The 25,068-nt window shown below is 39.4% G+C and carries 23 protein-coding genes; 19 read left to right on the forward strand and 4 right to left on the reverse strand.

Annotation, left to right across the window (positions count from 1 at the left end):
- Positions 1-234 precede the first annotated feature (234 nt).
- Both MUN88_RS14700 and MUN88_RS14705 read right to left on the reverse strand, forming a co-directional pair.
- On the reverse strand, positions 235-765 hold the full coding sequence (locus MUN88_RS14700; protein WP_244716315.1) for a transcription repressor NadR: 531 nt from the start codon (positions 763-765) through the stop codon (positions 235-237).
- A complete protein-coding gene (locus tag MUN88_RS14705) occupies positions 743-1,912 on the reverse strand; it encodes an IscS subfamily cysteine desulfurase (protein WP_244716317.1) in 1,170 nt (389 codons plus the stop codon). The genes MUN88_RS14700 and MUN88_RS14705 overlap by 23 nt, the downstream gene beginning before the upstream one ends.
- An 89-nt stretch (positions 1,913-2,001) precedes the next feature.
- Here MUN88_RS14705 and nadB point away from each other — a divergent pair, with 89 nt between their 5' ends.
- The 12 genes from nadB (at position 2,002) to yajC (ending at position 13,229) form a co-directional block, all read left to right on the forward strand.
- Positions 2,002-3,540 carry an L-aspartate oxidase gene (gene nadB, locus MUN88_RS14710; RefSeq protein WP_244716319.1) on the forward strand — a complete coding sequence of 513 codons (1,539 nt, stop codon included), beginning with the start codon at positions 2,002-2,004 and terminating at the stop codon, positions 3,538-3,540.
- Positions 3,537-4,382 carry a carboxylating nicotinate-nucleotide diphosphorylase gene (gene nadC, locus MUN88_RS14715; protein WP_244716321.1) on the forward strand — a complete coding sequence of 282 codons (846 nt, stop codon included), beginning with the start codon at positions 3,537-3,539 and terminating at the stop codon, positions 4,380-4,382. Before nadB ends, nadC begins: the two co-directional genes overlap by 4 nt.
- Positions 4,379-5,479, forward strand: coding sequence for a quinolinate synthase NadA (nadA, locus tag MUN88_RS14720; RefSeq protein ID WP_244716323.1), 1,101 nt, complete (start codon positions 4,379-4,381; stop codon positions 5,477-5,479). Before nadC ends, nadA begins: the two co-directional genes overlap by 4 nt.
- A gap of 144 nt (positions 5,480-5,623) precedes the next feature.
- Positions 5,624-6,616 (forward strand): SafA/ExsA family spore coat assembly protein, encoded by a 993-nt coding sequence (gene safA, locus MUN88_RS21730; protein ID WP_305852471.1) that lies wholly within the window; start codon positions 5,624-5,626, stop codon positions 6,614-6,616.
- Positions 6,617-6,969: 353 nt separating this feature from the next.
- On the forward strand, positions 6,970-7,719 hold the full coding sequence (locus MUN88_RS14730; RefSeq protein WP_244716325.1) for a YebC/PmpR family DNA-binding transcriptional regulator: 750 nt from the start codon (positions 6,970-6,972) through the stop codon (positions 7,717-7,719).
- A gap of 476 nt (positions 7,720-8,195) precedes the next feature.
- Positions 8,196-8,741 (forward strand): BofC C-terminal domain-containing protein, encoded by a 546-nt coding sequence (locus MUN88_RS14735; protein WP_244716327.1) that lies wholly within the window; start codon positions 8,196-8,198, stop codon positions 8,739-8,741.
- A gap of 196 nt (positions 8,742-8,937) precedes the next feature.
- On the forward strand, positions 8,938-9,537 hold the full coding sequence (ruvA, locus tag MUN88_RS14740) for a Holliday junction branch migration protein RuvA (RefSeq protein WP_244716329.1): 600 nt from the start codon (positions 8,938-8,940) through the stop codon (positions 9,535-9,537).
- 15 nt (positions 9,538-9,552) lie between these two features.
- Positions 9,553-10,554 carry a Holliday junction branch migration DNA helicase RuvB gene (gene ruvB / locus MUN88_RS14745; RefSeq protein WP_244724555.1) on the forward strand — a complete coding sequence of 334 codons (1,002 nt, stop codon included), beginning with the start codon at positions 9,553-9,555 and terminating at the stop codon, positions 10,552-10,554.
- Positions 10,551-10,751 (forward strand): DUF2905 domain-containing protein, encoded by a 201-nt coding sequence (locus tag MUN88_RS14750; protein WP_244716331.1) that lies wholly within the window; start codon positions 10,551-10,553, stop codon positions 10,749-10,751. Before ruvB ends, MUN88_RS14750 begins: the two co-directional genes overlap by 4 nt.
- A 13-nt stretch (positions 10,752-10,764) precedes the next feature.
- Complete coding sequence (gene queA / locus MUN88_RS14755; protein ID WP_244716333.1) at positions 10,765-11,793, forward strand: tRNA preQ1(34) S-adenosylmethionine ribosyltransferase-isomerase QueA; 1,029 nt, start codon at positions 10,765-10,767, stop codon at positions 11,791-11,793.
- A 17-nt stretch (positions 11,794-11,810) separates the two neighbouring features.
- Entirely contained in the window at positions 11,811-12,950 is a 1,140-nt protein-coding gene (tgt, locus tag MUN88_RS14760; RefSeq protein ID WP_244716335.1) for a tRNA guanosine(34) transglycosylase Tgt, read from the forward strand.
- A 15-nt stretch (positions 12,951-12,965) separates the two neighbouring features.
- Positions 12,966-13,229, forward strand: a complete 264-nt coding sequence (gene yajC / locus MUN88_RS14765) for a preprotein translocase subunit YajC (RefSeq protein WP_244716337.1) — start codon at positions 12,966-12,968, stop codon at positions 13,227-13,229.
- Positions 13,230-13,967: 738 nt separating this feature from the next.
- Here yajC and MUN88_RS14770 read toward each other — a convergent pair.
- Entirely contained in the window at positions 13,968-14,345 is a 378-nt protein-coding gene (locus tag MUN88_RS14770; protein ID WP_244716339.1) for a TIGR04086 family membrane protein, read from the reverse strand.
- A 152-nt stretch (positions 14,346-14,497) separates the two neighbouring features.
- Between MUN88_RS14770 and MUN88_RS14775 the strand changes: the two genes are divergently transcribed.
- Together MUN88_RS14775 and MUN88_RS14780 are read left to right on the forward strand one after the other, a co-directional pair.
- On the forward strand, positions 14,498-15,799 hold the full coding sequence (locus tag MUN88_RS14775) for an ArsB/NhaD family transporter (RefSeq protein ID WP_244716341.1): 1,302 nt from the start codon (positions 14,498-14,500) through the stop codon (positions 15,797-15,799).
- Positions 15,800-15,858: 59 nt separating this feature from the next.
- Positions 15,859-16,530, forward strand: coding sequence for a DUF421 domain-containing protein (locus MUN88_RS14780; RefSeq protein ID WP_244716343.1), 672 nt, complete (start codon positions 15,859-15,861; stop codon positions 16,528-16,530).
- Between the two features lie 34 nt (positions 16,531-16,564).
- Here MUN88_RS14780 and spoVB read toward each other — a convergent pair whose 3' ends face one another.
- Entirely contained in the window at positions 16,565-18,106 is a 1,542-nt protein-coding gene (gene spoVB / locus MUN88_RS14785; protein WP_244716345.1) for a stage V sporulation protein B, read from the reverse strand.
- Between the two features lie 115 nt (positions 18,107-18,221).
- On the opposite strand from spoVB, the gene MUN88_RS14790 reads away from it, so the two are divergent.
- The 5 genes from MUN88_RS14790 to MUN88_RS14810 all read left to right on the forward strand — a co-directional run bounded on the left by MUN88_RS14790 (position 18,222) and on the right by MUN88_RS14810 (position 24,779).
- Positions 18,222-18,518, forward strand: a complete 297-nt coding sequence (locus tag MUN88_RS14790; protein WP_244716347.1) for a post-transcriptional regulator — start codon at positions 18,222-18,224, stop codon at positions 18,516-18,518.
- Between the two features lie 78 nt (positions 18,519-18,596).
- Entirely contained in the window at positions 18,597-20,855 is a 2,259-nt protein-coding gene (gene secDF, locus MUN88_RS14795; protein ID WP_244716349.1) for a protein translocase subunit SecDF, read from the forward strand.
- 714 nt (positions 20,856-21,569) lie between these two features.
- Entirely contained in the window at positions 21,570-21,899 is a 330-nt protein-coding gene (locus MUN88_RS14800; protein ID WP_244716351.1) for a LapA family protein, read from the forward strand.
- Between the two features lie 56 nt (positions 21,900-21,955).
- Positions 21,956-24,277: a single-stranded-DNA-specific exonuclease RecJ gene (recJ, locus tag MUN88_RS14805; protein ID WP_244716353.1), complete on the forward strand. Its 2,322-nt coding sequence runs from the start codon at positions 21,956-21,958 to the stop codon at positions 24,275-24,277.
- Positions 24,267-24,779, forward strand: a complete 513-nt coding sequence (locus MUN88_RS14810) for an adenine phosphoribosyltransferase (protein WP_244716355.1) — start codon at positions 24,267-24,269, stop codon at positions 24,777-24,779. Before recJ ends, MUN88_RS14810 begins: the two co-directional genes overlap by 11 nt.
- Positions 24,780-25,068 lie beyond the last annotated feature (289 nt).

Below are 25,068 nucleotides of genomic sequence, written 5' to 3' on the forward strand. Positions count from 1 at the left end.
CAACCAGCACTTATTTTGAAATGATTGATGTGCTGGGACACCGATCCGGCTAACCACTCCTTGCCCCACAGGATGCAGAGCATATTTCCGGAGCTTTGTTAAGTATATGAAACCTATCAAAATGACCACATTGCAATACAGTTCCACTTTTCATAATCCGTATTATAGGTAGCTTTATATATTTTTAAGTTGCTTAAAGTTGATCCTGTTGCCCGATTTTCTTATGAAAATGATTTATTCCACGATAAAGCCTTTGTTAACGAGTGCTTCAAATGCTTGGTCCAGTTTTGTTTCATCCTTTGCTGCAATCGTGTGGTTGTGGATGCCTTCTGTTAATTCTAACAGGTAAGGGGCTTGCTTTTCTTCAATTTTTTGGACGAACTGATCAACATCTGCGCGATTGCTTAGCATTAGTGAAGCCTTTAAATCTCCGTAAATCGGATGTTCGATGATGACATCTTCCACGGTAACACCGTAATCTACAATTGTGTACAATTCTTCTCTTGTTCTCGAGCTCCCATGCTGGCATGCAATAACTCGGCGAACTTCTTTCTCCTCATCTTCCAATTTCATATATAAATAGCCACTGCTTGTTGCAATTATCGGATGGTTTTGTGCTTTAAGCAAAGAAATATCCTGTACAATCACTTGGCGACTGACTTGTGCTTTTGCTGCTAATTCTGTACCTGTTAATGGTTTTGCAGAAGCTTTTAACCAGTTTAACAAGCTATCACGTCTTGTTTTACCCGTTAACTTTTTGTTCATATTTCTTTTTTTCTCCCTTCATTTTCGAAAAAATCTGCTTGGAAACCGCTATGAATTCTTCCACCTCTTGTGCGGTTGTCGTATGACTAAAAGAAAATCGGTTGAATCGTTTTCCTTCTTCTTGATCTGCCATGAACGGCTGGATGGAGGCTGGAATCTTTTGCTGATTGGAACTACATGCTGTTCCCGTTGATAAATGGATGTCTCGTCGATTATATTCTAACATGACATAGTCACCCTGTACTAAAGGATTGAAGCATCCTGCAATGGTTGGCGATTGATAGTCAGTGTTAATCAGCTTTAGTGGAATATTTTCTTGTTCAATACGATTGATAAATAGGTCTCTTATGTAATGTAAATGTTCTTCTTTTGCTTGCCTATCCGTAAATATTTCACTCGTGGCAGCAGCAAATGCGGCAATTGCTGGTACATTGACAGTGCCAGGGCGTAAACCGAATTCATGATTTGTCTTAATCGGATGTGGTTTCAATGTCAGCTTTTTAGAAAAATAGACGGCACCGACTCCTTTTGGTCCATGGATTTTGTGGCTGGACATGCTCATACAATCTACGAAAGATAACAGTCTAGTTACATCTATTTTACCAAAAGACTGAACGATATCGCTATGAAAAGCAATTCCTTTGTCCTTGATGCATTGTCCGATTTCTGCTAACGGCTGAATGACACCTGTCTCACTGTTTACATGTTGAATGGAAATAAGGCAAGTGTTGGGCCGGATCGCTTGTTTTAAAGCATTTATGTCAATTTGTCCTTCCTTTTCACCTGGTAAAAAGGTTACCTCATATCCTGGCAGCTGATTTAAATGCTCTAAATAAAAGAGCAATGAACTATGCTCCATCTCTGTACTAATAATATGTTTTTTTCCTGAAATAGAACTGGATCGTAATAAGGTATCGATTGCCAGTACATTACTTTCCGTACCACCATTCGTGAAAATAATTTCCCTTGGGTCAGCATGTAAGGGGCCTGCAATTATTTGTCGAGCCTGCTCTAATATATCTTTTGCTTGTCCTCCAATATCGTGAAGGCTGCTAGCATTTCCGTAATAATCTTTTGCGATCTGTTGATAAGTTAACAATGCTTGATCAGTGATTGGGGTGGTAGCGGCATAATCCAAATAAACCATCGTCTCATCCTCTCAAAAAAAGTCTTGTCTTTTCTATTATTATATGTAAAGATATCTGTAAAGACAACTGTAAAGTTAGGTGATGTAATTTGTCAAAACCAACTGTCATCATTGTTGGTGCAGGTTTGTCAGCATTTGTTCTGGCAAGCAAATTGTACCAGCAGGCTGAGGTAACCATTATAACTAAAAAAAGCATTCACAAGAGTAACTCCATTCGTGCGCAAGGGGGAATTGCGGCAGCTATTGCCAAGCAGGATCATTGGAGATGGCACTTAATGGACACACTGCAAGCTGGGAATTATCACAATCAACCCCAAGCGGCAGAGATTTTAGTGAAACAAGGACAGCATTTGGTTAAAGAATTATTAAAACAAGGATTTCCGGCAGATTGTAATGCAGAAGGATCCCCACTGTTAGGGAAAGAAGGCGCCCATTCTCACAGGAGGATTGTTCATGCAGGTGGTGATCAGACTGGAAAGTACTTGTTACACTATTTCCAATCTGCACTAATTGACAAAATTAACATAATAGAGGAGCAATCAGCTGTTGATTGTATTGTCGAAGAGAGGTGTTGCACAGGGATCACGACGATTGATACAAACGATCACTATCATACATATTCAGCAGATCATATTGTATTAGCAACTGGCGGTGCAGGGGGTATTTATGAGACGAATACTAATGATCGAACCGTCACAGGAGATGGAATAGCCATTGCATATCGTGCAGGAGCCAGTCTAACTGATTTGGAATTTATTCAATTTCACCCGACGATGCTCGTTACAAGCGATACAAGTAATGAATTAGTATCTGAGGCAGTTCGAGGAGAAGGTGCCGTGTTAGTGGATCAAGATGGTAACCGGATCATGAAAGGAAAGCACGAACGTCTCGATTTAGCGCCTCGTGATGTTGTATCGCGAATCATAGAACAAGCCTTGCATGAAAGGAATACAATCTATCTTGATATTAGTAGTGTTAGTGATTTTAGACAGAAGTTCCCTTCTATTAGCACAGCTTGTGAAAAACATAACATTGAGTGGCAAAGTGGAAAGATTCCGGTGAAGCCAGGTGCCCATTTTACGATGGGAGGAGTTGAGACCGACCTTGTAGGCAGAACTTCTATTACAGGATTGTTTGCGATTGGAGAGGTGGCTTGTACACATGTACATGGTGCGAATCGCCTTGCCAGTAATTCTTTATTGGAAGGATTAGTGTTTGCCACACGTTTAGCAGAAGAGATATTGGTTCCTGTATCACGAAAGTGCAGCAATGTTACAAAGACAATACCGCTATACACCTCGGTTGATATGCCTTCCAAAGATATGATTCAGGATAAAATGAGCAGGCATGTTGGTATTAACAGAGAGGGAAGCTCGTTAAAAGAAATGCTGAACTGGCTAGATGGTTATACGGTATTAAAAGATGAACAGCTAAGCAGTTATTCGTTAACGAAAGAGCAGTGCGAAATTCAGCATATGCTCCTAACTGCACAATTAATAACGAAAGCAGCATATGAAAGAACAGAAAGCAGGGGAGCTCATTTTCGTATTGATTTCCCGGATGCATCGCCAGAATGGAAACAAAAATATATAAGATGGAATTTTCATAGACAAGGAGTAGAAATATGAATCGATTATATTTACGACAGCAGTTAGAATCTTTTCTTCATGAAGATATTGGATTTGGTGATCAGTCAACCACGGCATTATTTCCTGATCAGACGCTGGTTGGGGAAGGGAAATTTATCGCAAAGCAGGAAGGGATATTTGCAGGTGGATTGATCATCGAAGAAGTGTTTCGTCTTTTTGGTAATGAAACAACAGTCAACTTGATTAAAGAAGATGGAGAACACTTGCGACAAGGAGATGTAATGGCGAAGGTGACAGGACCTTATGCACAATTATTGACAGCAGAGCGAGTAATCTTGAATTTATTACAGCGGTTATCAGGGATTGCCACTGTCACCAATCAAACCGTCAGTAAGCTTAGTAATTCAGAAGTAAGACTAACAGACACAAGAAAAACAACGCCCGGATTACGAATGCTAGAGAAATATGCTGTTCGCTGTGGCGGAGGAGTCAATCATCGTTTCGGATTAGATGATGCTATTATGTTAAAGGATAATCACATTGTTGCAGCTGGCTCTATTTCAAATGCAGTCAGTAAGGTGAGGTCAACCGTTGGCCATATGATAAAAATAGAGGTTGAAATCGAAAATCAGCAGCAATTGCAAGAAGCGATCGATGCTAATGTAGACGTGATTATGTTCGATAACATGTCACCAGCACAAATTAAACAATTAATTGACAGGGTGCCTGAACATATTGTCACAGAAGCTTCTGGATCGATTTCCATGGAAAACATTGCAGCATACAGTGACACAGGCGTACATATGATTTCTTTAGGTTTTCTGACACATTCTGCCCAGGCGCTTGATATTAGTTTTTCATTAGTGGAGGTAATAAAATGAGTATAGATACAATTTTTTCAACCAGTCAACAAATTCCAAAACAATATCTGCATTGGAAAGATGAAGAGATGATCGCTTATATCCGACAGATTAAGCAGGAAATGGGTGATGACCTGTATATTCCAGGTCATCACTATCAAAAGGATGAAGTGATGCAATTTGCTGATTCCAGTGGTGATTCTTTGAAGCTGGCGCAATTGTCTTCCGAAGTTAACGCTACAAATATTGTATTTTGTGGTGTGCACTTTATGGCAGAAACCGCTGATATTTTATCGAAACCGGATCAAAAGGTATTTTTGCCAGACATGCGGGCAGGATGCTCTATGGCGGATATGGCGGACGATAAACAGGTGGTGGAAGCCTGGGATGCTTTACAGACGTTATTTGGAGATACTATTTTACCGCTTACTTATGTGAATTCCACTGCTGCTATTAAATCATTTGTTGGCGAGCATGGCGGGGCGACCGTAACATCTTCGAATGCGAAAGAGATGGTGAAATGGGCTTTTAAACAAAAGGAACGGTTGTTATTTTTACCTGATCAGCATCTTGGCCGGAATACAGCGGTCAAATTAGGTGTCCGCCTGGATGAAATGGCGGTATGGGACCCGATTAACAGGAAACTGGAAACCGATCAATCGCCTGATCAAATCCGTGTCATCTTGTGGAAAGGTCATTGTTCGGTGCATGAGAATTTTACTATAAACAATATCGAAGAAGTTCGGCATTCATTTCCGGAGATGAACATTATTGTCCATCCTGAATGTAAATATGACGTGGTACAACGAGCAGATTACGCGGGTTCAACGAAATATATTATTGATAGCCTACAGCAAGCTGAATCCGGAAGCCAATGGGCAATCGGTACAGAAATGAATCTGGTCAATCGTTTAATAAAACAGCATCACGATAAAAAAATAATTTCATTAAATCCGTATATGTGTCCATGTCTCACCATGAACCGGATTGATCTGCCACATCTTACCTGGGCATTAGATGAAATTAGTCAGGGAAAAGGGAGTAATCAGATTATTGTGGAAGAAAAAATTGCAGCAAATGCAAGATTGGCATTAAATCGGATGTTAAGGATCTCGTAATATACGGTTAAGGAAGGGTGTCTAAAAAGATATCCTTCTTTTTTTATTCAACATTTTAGGCATTTTGCATATGTTGTTAAAGAAGATGGATTAGATCGAGACAAATGCCCTTCCATACTTACCAAGAAGAAAGGAGAAATTGCATTGAAAATTCATATTGTGCAAAAAGATGAAAGTTTATGGACCATTGCGCAAAAATATGGTGTCAGCCTTGATGCTGTCATTGCTGCCAATCCGCAAATTTCCAATCCAGATATGATTATGCCAGGAATGAAAATAAAAGTGCCAACAGGCCATGATAATCACCACCAGATGCCGCCGAACAAGAAGCAACAAGTAACACCAGGAAAAAAGGATAAACAAGAGGTAAAACCACCAACTCAAATTCTGCCACCAAAAGTTGAAGAAGATGATGATAAAAAATGGGAACCACTAAAAAAAGAAATGCCACCTTTACCGATTCATTTTAACAAACAACAGCCAGCACCTGCACCATCCCATTCGCAAGATTTAAAGTGGACACAGCTAACAAATAATTTTGAAGCGAATTTTTATCCGACACCAATCGAAGAAGAGGAAGTGCTGGAAGAACAAAAGGTAAGTCCGCAAAAACCAGTTCATCCTGTTTATCCGCAACAACCACAAGCACCTTGCTATTCATCAGAGGGGATTCCTTATGGTTATGGTCCAGTTGGCCAGGTGCCACCAATGTCACCGCATCATGGCTCTCACCATTGTTACCCAGGACATCACCATGGATACCCTGGCCAAATGCCACAGCAGATGCCACAACAAATGCCGGGTATGCAGCAAGTACAAGGTGCACAACAGCAGGCACCTTCTCAAGGACAACAGGGGTGGTATCAAGCACAAATGCCATCAAATCAAATGATGCCAAGTCAACAACAGCAGATGATGCCTCAAATGCAGCAGCAACAAGGCATGCAACAACAACCAATCCCAATGCAAGGTGACCCGATGATCCCACAGCCGGGAATGCCAAATTATCCGATGATGCCATTACCGTCACAAGGTATGCCGGGACAGCAGCCAATGCCATATCCTTCATACGGACCACAAGGCATGCCACACAATCCGCAAGATGACGACGATTGCGGTTGCGGAGGAAGCAGATAAAATTTTATTTACTCCACTTGTGATAAGTGGAGTTTTTTTCTTTATGAGAAAGGATTTAGATACGCTCATAGAAAATGAGGATGGCGTTGAAAAAGCAAAGTGAAAGTACCTATAAATATGCTTAAGTTAGTTAGGACCAGGGGGTTGGGGTTTTTTGCTCTTTAATTGTATAAGCAATCCTTAACATCAATATCCTCAACATAAAAAAAACTGGTAGAAGATGATATAATATTGTGTTGGGATGATATATCCTGAAATCCGCACGTATGGCAGTGTCACAACATTTTCAATTGTCTGCAGTTATGATAAAGTAAAAGATGGAGAATAAGATAGATTACGAGAGGTGAGAATGTATGGCAGGACACTCTAAATGGAAGAACATTCAAAGAAGAAAAAATGCACAAGATGCGAAACGCGGTAAAATTTTTATGAAGCATGCGAAAGATATATATTTAGCTGCAAAGCAAGGTGGTGGCGACCCGGATATGAATGCGAGTCTTCGTCTGGTAGTAGAGAAGGCAAAAGCAGATAATATGCCAAATGACAATATAGATCGCGCCATTAAAAAAGCAACAGGTGATTTAGATGGAGCGAACTTTGAAGAATTGACTTATGAAGGGTATGGACCAGGTGGTACAGCTGTTATGGTAGAAGTGTTAACCGATAACAAAAACCGTACAGCCTCTGAATTACGCCATGCCTTTAGTAAAAATGGTGGTAACTTAGGTGAGAATGGCTGTGTCGCTTTTATGTTTGATCGTAAAGGTTATTTCGTCATTGATCGAGAGACGACAGATGCGGATGAAGATACCGTGATGTTAGAAGCAATCGAAGCTGGAGCTGAAGAGATGGAAACTGTCGAAGGTGCTTACGAAATATATGCCGATCCTGAAGACTTCCAAAACGTGAAGAAAACGATGGAAGAAAGTGGCTTCACATTTGAAACATCAGAAATCACCATGATTCCACAAACCATGTCAGCAGTAGATGAAGAAGCAGGTAACAAAATGGTTAAGTTAGTTCAAATGTTAGAGGATATGGAAGATGTCCAGGAAGTTCATCATAACATAGAAGCAGACGAAGCAATTATGGAGCAATTGTAAGAATAAAAAGACTGATTCCAAGAATAGGAGTCAGTCTTTTCTTATAAGCAGGAAAAGGATATATTGAATCTCCCGAAGGCAAATTACAAAAATATAGACAGAAGAGGATTAATGTTTCTTAAAATTCAGATTATGTAAAGTGAAACTATTTGACAATGTGGTAATTTTGATTTCATTTATTTGCTTAGCAAAGCTCCGGAAATATGCTCCGCAGGACAAGAAGTGCTTGGCCGGAGCGTTATCCCAGCACATTAACAATTTCAAAATTACCACCAAGCTAGTTAACATAATCGATATTAAAGGAAGTTTTATATATTACGTTAGTTAGGACTGTTAGTGATTAAGCCAATTTTTCTTACGGCAAAGAAACGTGCATTTTACAACCATTATCGTTCTGAAGATTTTTAAAAAAGATGATTATATTTTCACAGTTTGGACATCCTAATAGTAAACATAGCTCGATTGGAGGGTCTTTAATGAGCAAGTTATGGTTACTATTAAACGGAGTCATTGTGGCAATAATAGGCGTTATCAGCTATCAATCTATACAAGAAACACCAAAGAGTAATGCGGAGAGTCCAAAAGAAGTCATGGCAGTTGCACAAGACCCGCTTACAATTGAACTAACATTGGAAAAACATTATATAGATGGCAAAGTAGAGCGGGAGCAAGTTGAAGAAACGATCGCTTCCATGCAGGATTTTTGGGCAGAATATCAGGATTGGCAAGTCATGGAGCAAAAAGAAGGACACATCCGTTTCCGAAAAGAAGTCAACGATATATCTCCATATTTAAAAGCCAATGGCTATTTTGGTATTAAAAATGGCAAGCTGACCATCTTTGAAGGTGTTCCTGTACAAGAATCCGCGGTACAGTCGTTTTACCAGATCGATACCGATGAATTAGAATCACACTTATATGAGCGCTTAAAAGAAGGTATCAAAATTAATACAAAAAAGGATTATTCGGAAGTGTTAGAAACATTCCGTTCCTATCAAAAAGCTGAAGCAGTGAACAGTTGAACGATGATATTATCGTTCAACTTTTTTTATTGATAAAAAGACACTGCAAATGATATTGAACATATTTAAGTGCTCGTTATTCCTATCATTTTATTTCCTCCTACTTCTTGCGAAAGATCGTTAGATAAGCTAAGATTAAATACGAACGTATGCTTGTGAACGAGTGCGAATTTGGAATGAAGAGGAGATCAGTGATATGATTGCATATATAAATGGATTAGTATCGGATATAACGGAACAAACCATTCTGATAGAAACGAATGGAATAGGATATGAAGTAATCTGTCCGAATCCTTATCGCTTTCAAGTACAAACAGGTGAGCAATTAAAGGTTTACACGTATCATTATGTAAGGGAAGATGCACAAATTTTATACGGATTTCAAAACCAGGAAGAAAAAAAATTATTCGCGCAAATCTTAAATGTTTCGGGAATCGGACCTAAAGGTGCATTAGCTGTATTGGCCACAACTTCTGTTAAAGATTTCGTCCTGGCGATCGATCAGGAAGATGAAAAGTTTTTGACAAGTTTTCCGGGAGTAGGGAAGAAGACAGCACGCCAAATGATCCTGGATTTAAAAGGGAAATTACCTTTTGACTTTCATACTGAAGATTTATTTAACCAGCAGCCAGATAAAACAGAGGAAAATAATGCTTTATCTGAAGCGATAGAGGCACTTAAAGCATTAGGTTATTCGGAAAAAGAAATTAATACGATTAAACCAGTCTTAGCGAAAGAGCAGAGTGATGCGGCGGATACATACATACGAAAAGGGTTAGCCTTACTAATGAAATAGAAAGGAGATTCCATGATGGAGGAACGGATTATTTCCAATGAGATCCAAGAAGAAGATTTATCTGAAGAATTAAGTCTGCGCCCAAAAATGCTGAAGCAATACATTGGTCAGCATAAAGCTAAAGATAACTTGGCAATTTTTATCGAAGCTGCCAAAATGAGAAACGAACCACTCGATCATGTATTATTATATGGTCCTCCAGGTCTTGGTAAAACGACGATGGCACAGATTATTGCCAATGAGATGGGTGTCCAATTTAAGCAAACATCCGGCCCGGCCATCGAACGCTCTGGTGATTTAGCAGCGATACTTTCCTCATTGGAAGTCGGTGATGTCTTATTCATTGACGAAATTCACCGACTGCCCCGTGCAGTGGAAGAAATCCTTTATCCAGCAATGGAGGATTTCTGTCTGGATATCGTCATTGGTCAAGGTTCAAGTGCAAGATCTGTTCAACTCGATTTACCGCCGTTTACCTTAGTAGGTGCTACAACTAGAGCAGGTCTTCTATCAGCACCATTACGTGACCGCTTCGGTGTATTATCAAGACTTGAATTTTACGAAGTAGTGGACTTGTGTGCCATTGTCGAACGGACGGCTGACATATTTCAAGTGCAAATAGAAAAAGTAGCTGCGATGGAAGTAGCGAGACGGTCACGTGGCACTCCGAGGATTGCGAATCGTTTGTTGAAAAGGGTACGGGATATTTCGCAGGTTAAAGGTGAACCAAGTATCTCGATCCAAACAACACAGCAGGCGTTAAAGATGTTACAGGTTGATCAGGAAGGGCTTGATCACATTGATCATAAATTATTACTTGCAATCATTGACGGTTTCAAAGGTGGACCTGTAGGCTTAGATACGATTGCAGCGTCCATTGGCGAAGAGTCACAAACAATTGAGGATGTCTATGAGCCCTATTTATTACAGCAAGGATTTATTCAACGTACACCAAGAGGACGGCTTGTTACGTCCAAAGCTTATGCACACTTTGACCGGGAGGTGCCTGAATCTTGACGGACGTCGGTAAAATCTTTATTGTAATAGGGATTGTATGTATAATCGTTGGTCTGTTATGGGGATTCATTGGTAAGCTGCCTGGTGATTTCAGCTTTAAAAAAGGTAATGTATCTTTTCATTTTCCAATCATGACATCAATAATTGTGAGTATTATCCTGACAATTATTTTTGCAATAATAGGACGTTTTAAGTAGAAGGAGTAAAGGCATGAATATAGAAGATTTTGATTTTGATTTACCAGAGGAATTAATCGCACAGACACCGTTACAAGATCGCGCTAGTTCAAGGTTAATGGTGTTAAATCGTGAAAAGCGATCGATCACACATCACCATTTTTACGATATATTAGATTTTCTTGAAAAAGGTGATTGTTTAGTCTTAAACAATACAAAAGTGTTGCCGGCAAGATTGTATGGTATGAAACAGGATACAGGTGCCAAAGTGGAAGTGTTATTATTATCGCAAATAGAAGATAATGATTGGGAAGTCCTCGTGAAACCAGCTAAAAAAATAAAAGTCGGTTCTACGATTGTCTTTGGTGATGGGCAATTAAAAGCGACCTGTATTGATACGAAAGAGCATGGCGGTCGCATCCTTCGGTTAGAATATGAGGGAATTCTTTATGAAGTGCTGGATGAGCTCGGCGAAATGCCGCTTCCGCCTTATATTAAAGAACAATTGGATGAGAAAGATCGATATCAGACTGTTTATGCACGCGAACAAGGTTCAGCAGCAGCACCAACTGCAGGGTTGCATTTTACCAATGAACTTCTCGAACAAATCGAACAAAAAGGAATCGAGATTGCATTTATTACATTGCATGTTGGATTAGGGACATTCCGTCCGGTTAGTGTAGACAATGTCGAAGAACACGAAATGCATGCAGAATTCTATCAGATGACAGAAACAACAGCAAATCAGCTTAATGAGGTAAAGAAGCGTGGAGGCAAAATTATTTCGGTCGGGACAACCTCAACCAGAACGCTTGAAACAATAGCACGTGATACAAATGGTGTATTTGAAGAGCGTAATGGCTGGACGGATATTTTTATTTACCCACCGTATCAGTTTAAAGCGATCGATGGCTTGATTACGAATTTCCATTTGCCTAAGTCGACATTAATTATGTTAGTGAGTGCACTATCAGATCGAGACTTTATTTTAGAGGCCTATAATAAAGCAGTTGCTGAGCGTTACCGCTTCTTCAGCTTTGGTGACGCGATGTTAATTATGTAAAGAAAGGACAACTTTTGATGACTGCGATAAGATATGAACATATAAAAACATGTAAACAAACAGGAGCAAGACTAGGAAAGGTCCATACACCACATGGTTCCTTTGATACTCCCGCTTTCATGCCAGTCGGAACATTAGCGACTGTCAAGACAATGAGTCCAGAAGAATTAAAACAGATGGGGGCAAATATGATCCTGTCCAATACTTATCATTTGTGGCTCAGACCTGGTCACGAAATCGTAAAGGAAGCAGGGGGATTGCACAAGTTTATGAACTGGGATGGTGCAATATTAACTGATTCCGGAGGATTCCAGGTTTTCAGTTTAAGTGACTTACGTAAAATTAAAGAAGAAGGTGTACATTTTCGTAATCATTTAAACGGTGAAAAACTCTTTTTGTCACCAGAAAAAGCAATGAACATTCAAAATGCATTAGGCTCTGATATTATGATGGCATTTGATGAATGCCCACCATACCCGGCAGAACATGACTATATGAAAAAGTCAGTGGAACGAACAAGCAGATGGGCAGAACGCTGTCTTGAAGCCCATGACCGAAAAGATGTTCAAGGATTATTCGGGATTGTTCAGGGGGGCGAATATGAAGATTTACGTCGTTTAAGTGCACAAGACTTAACATCATTAGATTTCCCGGGATACGCAATTGGCGGATTATCTGTCGGGGAACCGAAAGATGTTATGAACCGTGTATTAGAATTCACTACACCATTATTGCCTTCAGATAAACCAAGATATTTAATGGGAGTAGGTTCTCCAGATTCCTTAATAGATGGCGCTATTCGTGGCGTTGATATGTTTGATTGTGTACTGCCGACGAGAATTGCCCGTAATGGAACACTGATGACATCAGAAGGACGTTTGGTTGTCCGTAACGCGAAATTCGCTCGTGATTTTTCACCATTAGACCCAAATTGTGACTGTCATGTTTGTAAAAATTATACAAGGGCTTACATCCGACATTTAGTAAAATCAAATGAAACTTTCGGTTTCAGACTTACTACTTATCATAATCTATATTTTCTGTTAAAATTAATGGAGCAAGTTCGTGAAGCAATTATGCAAGACCGACTTGGAGATTTTAAAGAAGAGTTCTTTGAAAAATATGGTTTTAATAAACCAAATGCAAAGAATTTTTAAGAGGAGGTGCAACACATGGAATTTTTAGCAACCCTTGGTCCGCTTGTTTTAATGATTGTGATCTTTTACTTTCTATTAATCAGACCACAACAGAAGAAACAAAAACAAGTACGTCACATGCAATCTGAACTGAAAAAAGGGGACAAGATTGTAACAATTGGTGGTTTCCACGGCACTGTTCATGCCTTGGACGAAGACAGCCTTGTACTTATTACAGGTGATGGAACAAAACTTACATACGACCGCTCAGCAGTGCGCGACGTAGTAGAACAGAGCTAATCAGAGAAAATACCATGGCATCGATAAAGATGCCATGGTATTTTTGTTTTACTTAAATAATTTCAGTCATAAACACGAATCGCAGAAATTATCATACCAAAATGAAGTGTGGGTTCTTATAATACGGATTATGTCTACTAGCTATGTGGTAAGTTTGAAACGTTTTATGAGCTGGAAGACCGCTCCGGCCAACCACTTCGCGTCCTGCGGGGCACGGCTGAAGCTAACTTTGTGAAGAAGAGCGCTTCACAAAGTGGATCTTCAGGACCTGCGCGTCCCGCCGGAGTCTACGTGGTTGGCCTGCGCTTAGATAGCATTGTACAACTCTTGTAAGAGCTAGCATTTTGAGCGCATCCATCAATAACAGCATTTGAATTAAAAACATAATGCCTAAAACCACTGCTTTATGCTGTTTCATACGTTGTAGCATTTCCTTAAGTGTAGGAAATATGCAGAGGATCAGCGTGAGCTGAAGATCCACTTTGTCTGTGCCTGTGTCTGCAAGTATCGCCTTGAAGCAGGCTTTCTCGGCACAAGGCAGCAATGAAGTAGTTCAAGTGTTAGCCTAAATGAAGCCGTGCGCCACAGGACATAGAGCATATTTTCGGAGCTTAGTTAAGCACATGAAATCTATTTAAAATGGCCACATTGTAACACAGTTCCTCTTTATATAATCCGTATTATAGGTAGTTGTATTTAGGCGGGTATATAGCCTTTTTCTTATTGCCAATGTGCGAGTTATGCAGCTTCTTCCTCGGATGACAGATTGACGCCTATGATGGCGCCGATTATGGCTAGTAACAAATAAGCCGTATGATTGACCAGCTCTATCACGGAAAATCCAAGATGTAAGCCTAAAAATCGGTAGCAAAACACGATAAAAGTAAATAACAAGCTGGTCAATGCTCCTACCCAAATGCCCTTATGTTTTGCCTTTAATCCAGCAATCAATCCTCCAGCGAATAATGCAATAAAACTGATAAATAGCGTAGACATCTCTAGTGTGGATTCTCCTAGTGATGTAAAACGTAACAAAAGCGTTAAGATGATACTTGCCGCTAACATAACTACAAAAATGCCAATCCAACCATACAGAACACCCACGATTGTCTTCACTTCCAACCCCTCCCTTTTAATAACTGCTCTCTATTTATGTATGCATGTCCTCAAAAAATAGAAGATATCCTTCTCGAATAGTTACAAAAAATCAGAATATATATGAATTATAGCTTGTCAATATTTTGAGGTGACTAGAGAGGGGACATTAGATGTCAGTAACTATTGCCATAGCCGTTTTCATTATTAGCTATATATTTATAATGTCAGAGAAGATAAATCGCGCACTGGTAGCATTAGCAGGTGGGGTATTGTTGCTTTTGACAGGTGTATACCAATGGGAGGATGCTGTTACCTCCTATATTGACTGGAACACTGTAGCGTTATTATTTGCGATGATGGTGTTAGTTGCCATAACGAAAAAAACTGGTGTTTTCACTTATATCGCGATCTGGCTTGCGAAATTAGTAAAAGGAAAACCAATTCCGTTAATGGTTGGAATCGGTTTTCTAACAGCACTTGGTTCTGCATTACTCGACAATGTAACAACGGTGCTGTTATTTGTACCTGTTATTTTAACTTTGACCAATCTTTTACAATTACCAACGTTCCCATACTTACTGACGATTATTTTGACTGCGAATATCGGAGGGACGGCGACATTAATAGGGGATCCGCCAAATATTATGATTGGTCAAGCAGTACCACACTTAACATTTTTGTCCTTCCTGGAACATACCGCACCGATTTCGTTACTATTGCTGGTACTCGTGCTGGTGCTGTTAAGTGTATGGTTCCGAAAGCAGTTAAAACAGATAGATTCAACTCGCATACATGATTTAATGCAAATGAAAGAATCTCAATACCTAAAAAAATCACCATTACTGTACCAATCCCTTTCTGTATTGTTATTAACAATAATAGGCTTTCTGCTCCATCCTGTTTTTCATGTAGATTTAACAATCATTGCACTGTGTGGAGCGATCCTGTTGCTGATCGTAAGTGAAAAAGAGGTAGATACGGATAAAATCTTTGAACAAGTGGAATGGGTAACGTTATTTTTCTTCATTGGCTTGTTTATGCTTGTGGGCGGGTTGGAAGAGGTAGGCGTGATAGATGAATTAGCACGTTCGATTATGTGGTTGACAGAAGGGGATATGACGAATACCGCTCTTCTGTTGTTGTGGGTGTCCGGAATATTTTCAGGGATTGTTGATAATATACCGTTCGTAGCGGCGATGATACCAGTAATAGAAGAATTCGAAACATACGGGATGACGAATTTGGATCCATTATGGTGGTCGCTTGCACTTGGAGCCTGTTTGGGTGGAAATGGTACATTAATCGGTGCATCTGCAAATGTTGTTGTGGCTGGACTAGCGGACGCACAAAATAAACCAATTTCGTTTGTGAAATTCATGCTTTACGGTATTCCTGTAGTTATACTATCTCTAATTATTTCTACGATTTATATTTACTTCCGCTATTTATTGCCATTTCAACAGCCTTTATAAGTATATTGAGACAAGTACAGGGAAAGCTAGCCATATCGTCATGGAAGGATGTGGCTAGTATGGGCATTGAGGAGATTATGGCGATCGTACCGCGGACAATCTTTTACTATTTTGTGGTAGTCATTATTTTTCGTTTGATGGGTAAAAGAGAAGTGGGAGAATTAAGTCTGCTTGATATAGTCGTTTATATTATGATTGCTGAAGTAGCTGTACTAACGATAGCTGATTTGGAGTTGTCATTTACTTATGGTTTAATTCCGATGATTCTTTTGATGATTATTCAATGGATGACGGCGTGGATATCATTAAAAAGCCCCTTGTTTCGTGCCTGGTTTGAAGGCAAACCGTCGATTATCATAGCTCAAGGGAAAATTGATGAAAATGAAATGAAAAAAAACCGATTTAATTTTGACGATTTATTACAGCAATTACGTGAGCATGGAACAGAAAGTATAAATGATGTTGCCTATGCCATTCTAGAACCGTCTGGAAAGCTATCGATACTAGAAAAAAATCAAAATAATGTGCAGCCTGTCATTGATGGACTGGTTTTACCGTTAATTGTGGATGGCAGGATTCAGGAGAAGGCATTAAAGCATTTAAACAAAGATCAGAATTGGGTGGTCGAGGAAATGCGCAACCGTGGATTTGATTCGGTCGAGGAGATCTCCTTTTGTTCGATCGATGTCAATAATGAATGGTATATCGATAAGAAAAATGAAAAGAAATAAATAGAGCAGGGGAATCATAGAAATTCCCACTGGTCTATTTATTTTTTCGTAATTGCTGCAACTCATCCTTGCTAATAAATTGTAAACAGAATAAGAAAATCAAGTAACTGATAAACAGAAGGACGACGATAAACAAAAAGCGTAGAGTGTGCTCTATATGGAAATCGAACAGTTGGATTAACAATTGCCCCATCCAGAAAGTTAATCCAATTAAAGCAAACATTTTTAGGATCATTTTCATAGGGATATAAAATTTAATCGCGCGAAACAAAGTAATCAGATGAAATACGGTTCCGATAATAACACCGACACTCATCGCAATAGCCGCCCCGTAGATTCCGATTTGCGGATTGGTCGTAAGTACGATCAAAATAATAAATTTGATAATGGTTGATCCGATATTATTCCACATCGCTTGTTTGGCGAGATCAAGTGCTTGTAAAGAAGCATTTAGCGGAAACTGAATATACATAAATAAAAAGCAAGGAGCCATAATTTTTAAGAAAAGGCTAGCGTTATTAGTGCCATACATATACTGTAAGATAGCATCTGCAAAGAGTGTTAACAGAACAGTAGCAATTGCGCCGGAAGCGAAGGAAAGCCGTATGGCCTGATGAATACGGTAATGAATTAACTTTTTATGCTGTTTTGCCTCTGCTTCACTAATATTCGGTACGAGTGCAACTGCTAGTGAATGTGTGATAAAGGTTGGTAAGAATAGTAGCGGCAATGCATATCCGGTCAGAGCCCCATATTGTTTGGTTGCGACTGTTGCTTGAAATCCAGCAAGTGCTAGACTCTGTGCTACTAAAATAGGCTCTAAAAAATTGGAAATGGAGTTGACTAACCGGCTGGCGGTACTTGGTATTGCGATCGAGAATAATTGTCTTAACGTGTCTGAACCTGTTTTTACATATTGCCAAATGTTTTTCCGGAGCTTGATTCGTTTCTTTAGACGGAACATTTTTAACATGAATAGTAAAGAAACACCTTCGCCAATGATAACCGCGATCATTGCTCCTGCAGCGGCAAATTCTATACCACGTGGAGCGAGCCATGTCACCAGGACGAGAATGAAACCAATACGCACTACTTGTTCAATTACTTGTGCAATACTTTGTGGCTTCATATTTTGTCTACCCTGGAAATATCCTCGGATTACTGCTGCGACAGCACTGATCGGAATGATTGGAAGAATCGCCATCATAGGATAATATACACGAGGATCGGTCAATAAATGGTTGGCTACATATGGGATGATCAGGTACATGAGTACTGTAGAGATCACACTTAGGGATACCGTGATGGATAGCGAGATAATTAATATTTGTTTGATTTTAACAAAGTCACCTCTCGCATCAGCTTCTGCAACTCTTTTGGAAATGGCAATCGGTAAACCAATTTGCGAAATGGTATACATTAAAAATAAGGTAGGTAAGGCCATGTTATATAGACCGATGCCTTCTTCTCCCATTAATCGGGCGACAACGATTCGATTAACAAAGCCTAAAAAACGTGTAATCATACCGGCGATGATTAGAATGATTGTCCCTTTTAAAAAATTTTGTTTGGTCACTTTGATCGACCTGCCTTCTCAAACCGAAAATTTTCATATACAATGAATTATATGCAAGATGAGAGGACAAGCATGACAATTTTAGCTAGATTTTTAATCGGATGGAGGCAAGTGTATGGTAAATCGTAAACAAGTTTCGTCTTGGCGGAACGAATTAGACGTAGTGCTTGAGAGTAAATTGCGTGAATTGCAATTACTCGATTATTCCAAAACAACGATTGATGATATTTGGAATTGTTTAGTGGATAAGGTTTGGAAGGGCAATCCTGACAAAGCGTTATATGAAGTGGTGCAGGACATTCTGCATTTAAACCCTAACATCTATATGACTTATCTAACACAAAAATCATGGATGGATACAAATCTTCAAGAATCGCTCGATGCCCTGTTAGGCAATCGGAAATCGGACTAAAGTCTTTGCCTTGCTTGTCTAATCACCCGTATTTAAGGTAAAATAGTGTTGTTTTGAAAACATAGGGGGGCTTTACGTATGGTGAAAAGAGGGAGAATCGTTGCGTTTTTCCTAATAGTGTTAGTGTTAGGAGCGACGATTGGTACTACATATCAGGATATTGCAAAAAATATTAAATTAGGACTTGATTTACAAGGTGGTTTCGAGGTACTTTATGACGTTGAACCCTTGGATGAAGATGAGGAAGTAACAAGAAGTGTACTTGAATCTACGGTTGAAACACTCGAAAGACGTGTGAATTCGATCGGGATCAGTGAACCAAGCTTCAATATCGAAGAACCGAATCGTATTCGTGTACAACTCGCTGGTGTGGAAGATCAGGATCAGGCAAGAGAGATGCTGGCAACAACAGCTGAACTGACTTTCCGTGATGTGAACGGAAAGAAATATCTGGATGGTTCTGATATTCAGGAAGGTAGTGCAAAGCAAGACTTTGATCCAGATACGAATCAACCGATTGTAACGCTCAAATTTAAAGATGCCGATCGATTTGGTGATACGACGAAACAAATTTTAGATGACTCTGAACTCGCAAATCAAGTAGTTATTTGGATGGACTATGAAGAAGGCGATACATACGAAGAGGAAATCCAAAAAGAGGATTCTAAAGTTATTTCTGCCCCATCGGTAAGTCAAGTATTAAGAACAAAAGATATTATGATTACGGGTGACTTCACGATTGAAGAGGCCCAGCAATTGGCCAACTTACTAAACGCTGGTTCCTTACCAGTGGATTTGAAAGAAGAGTATTCGACTTCTGTTGGTGCCCAATTTGGTCAGCAAGCATTAGACAAAACCATTTTTGCCAGTGTATTAGGTGTCATTTTAATCTTTATTTATATGATGTTCTATTACCGATTCCCAGGATTCATTGCAGCAATCACGCTAAGTATTTATATTTATCTAGTACTGCTTGTCTTCGAATTAATGAACGGTGTGTTAACTTTACCGGGTATTGCCGCATTGGTATTAGGGGTTGGTATGGCAGTTGATGCTAATATCATAACGTATGAGCGGATAAAAGAAGAATTAAAAGAAGGTAAATCTGTCAAAGCTGCTTTTAAATCAGGAAATAAGCAATCACTATCGACGATATTTGATGCGAACATCACGACAATGATCGCTGCTGCCGTTTTATTTATATTCGGTACAAGCTCTGTGAAAGGTTTTGCAACCTTGCTAATGGTAAGTATTGTGTTAAGTTTCGTAACAGCTGTGTTTGGCTCCAGGTTGTTCCTGGGCTTTTGGGTGAACAGTAATTTCTTAAACAAACGTCCAGGCTGGTTTGGTGTCAAAAAGGATGACATAATTGACCTTAATAGTCGCGAAGAAGTAGAACCGAGATTTTTCGGCCGTCAATTTGATTTTGTTAAACACCGTAAGAAGTTTTTCAGTGTCTCCATCGGGTTAGTGGCTTTAGGTATTATCTGTTTGGCTGTGTTCAGACTGAATCTTGGCATTGATTTCGTTTCCGGTTCGCGAGTAGAGGTTCTTGCCGATCAGTCATTAAAAACAGAAGAAATTGAGCAGGAATTTGAAAAGCTTGATTTAGAAGTGAGTGCACCAGTTGTCTTGTCTGGAGAAGATGAAAATATTGCAGTTGCTCGATTTGAGGATGAACTTTCCGAAGACAAAGTATCGGAAGTCAGAACGCATTTCGAAGACAAATACGGTAGTGCACCTACTGTCAATACGGTCTCTCCTGTTGTAGGAAAAGAATTAGCTGAAAATGCTGTAAAGGCGGTAATCTATGCATCGATTGGGATTATCATTTATGTGACCATCCGCTTTGAGTTTTATTCAGCACTTACCGCGATTCTTGCCTTACTGCACGATGCCTTTTTCATAATTGCTCTGTTCAGTATAACAAGGCTCGAATTTGATATTACGATTATCGCTGCCATTCTGACAATTGTGGGTTATTCGATTAATGATACCATTGTTACGTTTGACAGGATCAGAGAAAATCTCAAGAAACGGAAGAAGGTTAAATCGTTTGCTGAGCTTGCCAAAATTGTTAACCATAGTTTAATGCAGACTTTTGCAAGAAGTATTAACACGGTATTAACGGTTATTTTTGCAGCTGCTATGTTGTTATTCTTTGGTGCAAATGCAATTACCAACTTCTCCTTCGCGTTGGTTGTCGGATTATTCGCCGGTACGTACTCTTCGTTGTTTATCGCAGCACAAGTATGGTTAGTATGGCGAGGTAAATCAGTAAAAGAAAAACCGATCGAATACAAAGAAAAGAAATATAACGACGGCCCACAAGTGTAATTCTAAAAAGCTGAGCTTCTAGACAAGAAGCTCAGCTTTTTTGCTATTAGTCAGAAATCACCATTACAAATTAATAAATGTGGCATAATACATTTATAAAAAGTCAAGTAATTCCAATAATACGGATTATGTAAAGTGGAACTGGGTGTCAATACTTGTAGACACAGGCACAGACAAAGTGGACCTTCAGCTCGTGCTAACGCATACGGAGTCTCCGCATATTTTCTCCGCTAATCTTACAAAAGTTGTTGAGTCCCTATCCTAGCGAGGCCAACCAAGTAGACTCCCGCGGGATTGTGCAGGTGCTGAAGATCCACAAAGTCTACACCTTTGACTACTAGTATTGCTTCGAAGTAAGCTTCCTCGGTGCAAGGCATCAAAAAAGTAATTCATGTAGTAGCCTAGCTTCAGCAGTGCCTCGCAGGACACGAAGTGGTTGGCCGGAGCGGTATCCCAGCACAAAAACGTTTCAAAAATACCACATAGCTAATTGAGTTAATCCGTATTATAAGCAGTCTTGTTTAAAATAATGTAGATAGGCTAGGTCGATTTTACTCGCTGGAGTTGTACTTGAGGTGTCGTGAGATGTTAAGTAGGAATAAATGCGATTATCAAACGTGCCGAATGTGATGCAGAGTTTGCAGAAATCGACATTTCCTGCTATTACCTTTATAATGAAAAACAAGGAATCATATCATTTGAAGGAGGCCTTGCATGAAGGGACAGACTTATTTAATTTTGGCTGTACTGTTTGCAGTAATTATCGCCATTTTTGCGGTGATTAATGTCGACCCTGTAGAGGTTAATTATTTATTCGGGACAGGGGAAGCACCGTTAATTTTGATCATTTTATTTTCTGTATTAATGGGTGTTGTCATCACTGCAGCTTCTGGTGTGGTTCGAATACTGCGTTTACAACGAGAACTGCGTGCTGCAAAGCTGGAATTGTCAGCTCTTCAACAAGATGAAAAAAATAATCAATATCCTGCAAAAACTGACAAAACAGACGGTCTAAATGAAGATAACGGTGATAAAGTAAAATAATTCTGTTTGCTACCCTTGATACACTTTTGTATAATAAGTGAGTCAGGGGTGAATTTATGTTAGAAAGTCAATCAAATTGGATTTTTACATATAAGAATACGGACCAAGAATCATACGGTGTACTAGCGGATGTGAACGTATCTCCTGTCATTAAGCAGTTATTGTGGCATCAGGGGATCGATACAGAGGAGAAGGTTGATCGATTCTTGCTACCTTCTCTTGACCAGTTGCACAGTCCGGAACAGTTCTATCAGATTGATAAGGCCATACAACGTGTCAAGCAAGCGATTGAAGCAGGAGAAAGCATTCTTGTATACGGGGATTATGACGCAGATGGAGTTACTTCTACAACAGTCATGGTTGAAGCGTTGCGTGAAAGTGGAGCAATGTGTGATTACTATATCCCTAATCGCTTTACAGAAGGTTATGGACCAAATGAAGAGGCTTTTCGAGAAGCGCATAGCCAAGGGTTTCAATTAATTATTACAGTGGATAATGGTATTGCTGGAGTAGAGGAAGTAGCTGTCGCGAATCAATTAGGAATGGATGTCATTATTACCGATCACCATGAAATGCAAGAGACACTTCCTGAAGCGCATGCCATCATTCACCCGAAATGTTCGGAAGACTATCCTTTTAAGGAATTGGCAGGTGTGGGTGTAGCCTTTAAGTTTGCCCAGCAGCTATTAGGCTATTTTCCTGAGCAGTTCTTAGATTTAGTCGTCGTGGGTACCATTGCCGATCTTGTACCGTTACATGATGAGAACAGAGTACTTGTCTACCATGGTTTAAAGGCATTAAGTCGATCAGAACGGAAAGGCATGAAAGCATTAAAGAAATTATGTCAAATCGAAGGGAACGTAACGGAAGAAGATATTGGCTTTCGGATTGGACCTCGATTAAATGCTGTTGGCCGTCTGCAGGATGCGAATTTAGCGGTTGATCTATTGTTAACAGATGATCCGGAAGAAGCTGAGGAGCTAGCCAATTATGTGCAGGATCTAAATACCGAAAGGCAAAAAATTGTGGCAGATATAACAAAAGAAGCGATAAGTCAGTATGAAGAAGCTGACCATACCAGCCAAGTCATTATTGTGGCTAAAGAAGGATGGAACCAAGGTGTCCTTGGTATCGTCGCATCTAAGTTAGTGCAAACTTATTATCGACCTGCCATCGTGCTAGCGATAGACAGTGAAACGAAGCAAGCAAAAGGGTCAGCACGTAGTATTGATGGGTTTGACATGTTTCAAAATTGTATGCAACATCGAGAGCTTTTTACTCATTTTGGCGGGCATGCACAAGCTGCCGGTATGACCCTTCCAGTCGATAATGTAGAAACACTGGAAACAGAGCTGGATACACTTGCTAATCAACAATTGACTGAAGACGACTTTAAACCGCAGTTGTCTATTAGCGGATCATTAGCGATCTCTGATATTAACATGGAACTATTAGAAACCATTGATCAGTTAGCACCGTTTGGTATGGGTAATCCTAAACCACTGTTTCATTTAGAGGCAACACCTAGTGATATCAAGCAAATTGGCGCAACCAAAAACCACTTAAAACTAAGGTTTTCAGAAAGTGGACAGCAATTGGATACGATCGGTTTTGGCTTAGGTGAAAAAGTACCATACCTCGCAAAACAGACACCTGTAGAAGTAGTAGGAGAATTACAGATCAATGAATGGAATGGTATTCGTAAGCCACAAATGCTTATCAAAGATATGGCGGTTACGAGCTGGCAATTATTCGATTATCGCGGAATGAAGAATTGGCAACAGCAAGTAAATGTTGAACAACCTAACCAATATTTTGTTAGTTTTCAAGGGAGTGACATACAAGGTGTTCCAGTCTGCGATAAAGATACGGTATTAGCTGTATCACATCCGGTAGAAGCACTTTATTTGCTTGATGTTCCAACTGATTTGGAAGATTTGCAAGTGTTAATCGACCAGGTGAAATTCGAGCGTCTGATTGTTTGTTTTTCGACGAATGACAGTCAGTATTTCCGTTCATTACCTAATCGAGATGAATTTAAGTGGCTGTATCAATTAATCCTGAAGCGGAAATACTTTGATTACAAGGTAGATGCTCCTAAGCTAGCGTCATTTAAAGGCTGGAAATTGGACAAGATCAAGTTTATGTTCCAGGTATTTCATGAATTAAATTTTGTAACCCGAAAAGATGGAGTAATCGTCCCAACCGATGATCCGTCCAAAAAAGATTTAACAGAAGCGACCGTCTATCAAGAACGTAAACAGGAGATGGAGCTAGAAGAAATTTTTATTTATTCATCTTATTCACAATTAAAAACATGGTTCTCTGAACAAATGAAGAAGAGGAGCAATGAGGAGGAAATTGTTTATGGACTATAAACAGTATATTACAGTAGTAGAAGATTGGCCGAAGGAAGGTGTTCGTTTTAAAGATATTACGACACTTATGGATAACGGTCCTGCTTATAAATCAGCAGTAGATGAAATTGTCGCATATGCACAGGATAAAAAAATTGATCTTGTTGTTGGACCCGAAGCGAGAGGTTTTATCGTTGGCTGTCCTGTTTCCTATGCACTTGAAATAGGCTTTGCACCAGTTAGAAAAGAAGGAAAGCTCCCTAGAGAAGTAGTTAAAGTAGATTACGGCCTTGAATATGGTAAAAATGTGTTAACCATTCATAAGGATTCCATCAAACCAGGTCAACGAGTTTTGATTACGGATGATTTACTAGCAACTGGCGGAACGATCGAAGCAACGATCAAGTTAGTAGAAGAACTGGGCGGTATAGTAGTTGGATGTGCCTTCTTAATTGAATTGACTTATTTAAACGGTCGTGACAAATTAGACGGGTATGACGTATTAACGCTAATGGAATATTAAGTTATAAAAAGTAGAGTACTCTTCGGAGTACTCTGTCTTTTTATTTTTATATCACGTTAGGAACGTATTAAACATTTCAAAGAACAATGCATAGAAAACTGGAGCTTTCGCCAGCACTTAGCGATAAGCCAAGTTTAATTTATCTGAATTTTTCATCATTTATGGAACGAAATGATTTACGCTTAATAAGGTATAGTAAAAAATGTCATAATAGAAATTGTCGATATTTGCTATATAATTAAGGAAAATTACTATTTTTTTTGGTATGATAGGGAAAACACGTTTTAAT

Source organism: Gracilibacillus caseinilyticus (assembly GCF_022919115.1).
GTDB lineage: Bacteria > Bacillota > Bacilli > Bacillales > Amphibacillaceae > Gracilibacillus > Gracilibacillus caseinilyticus.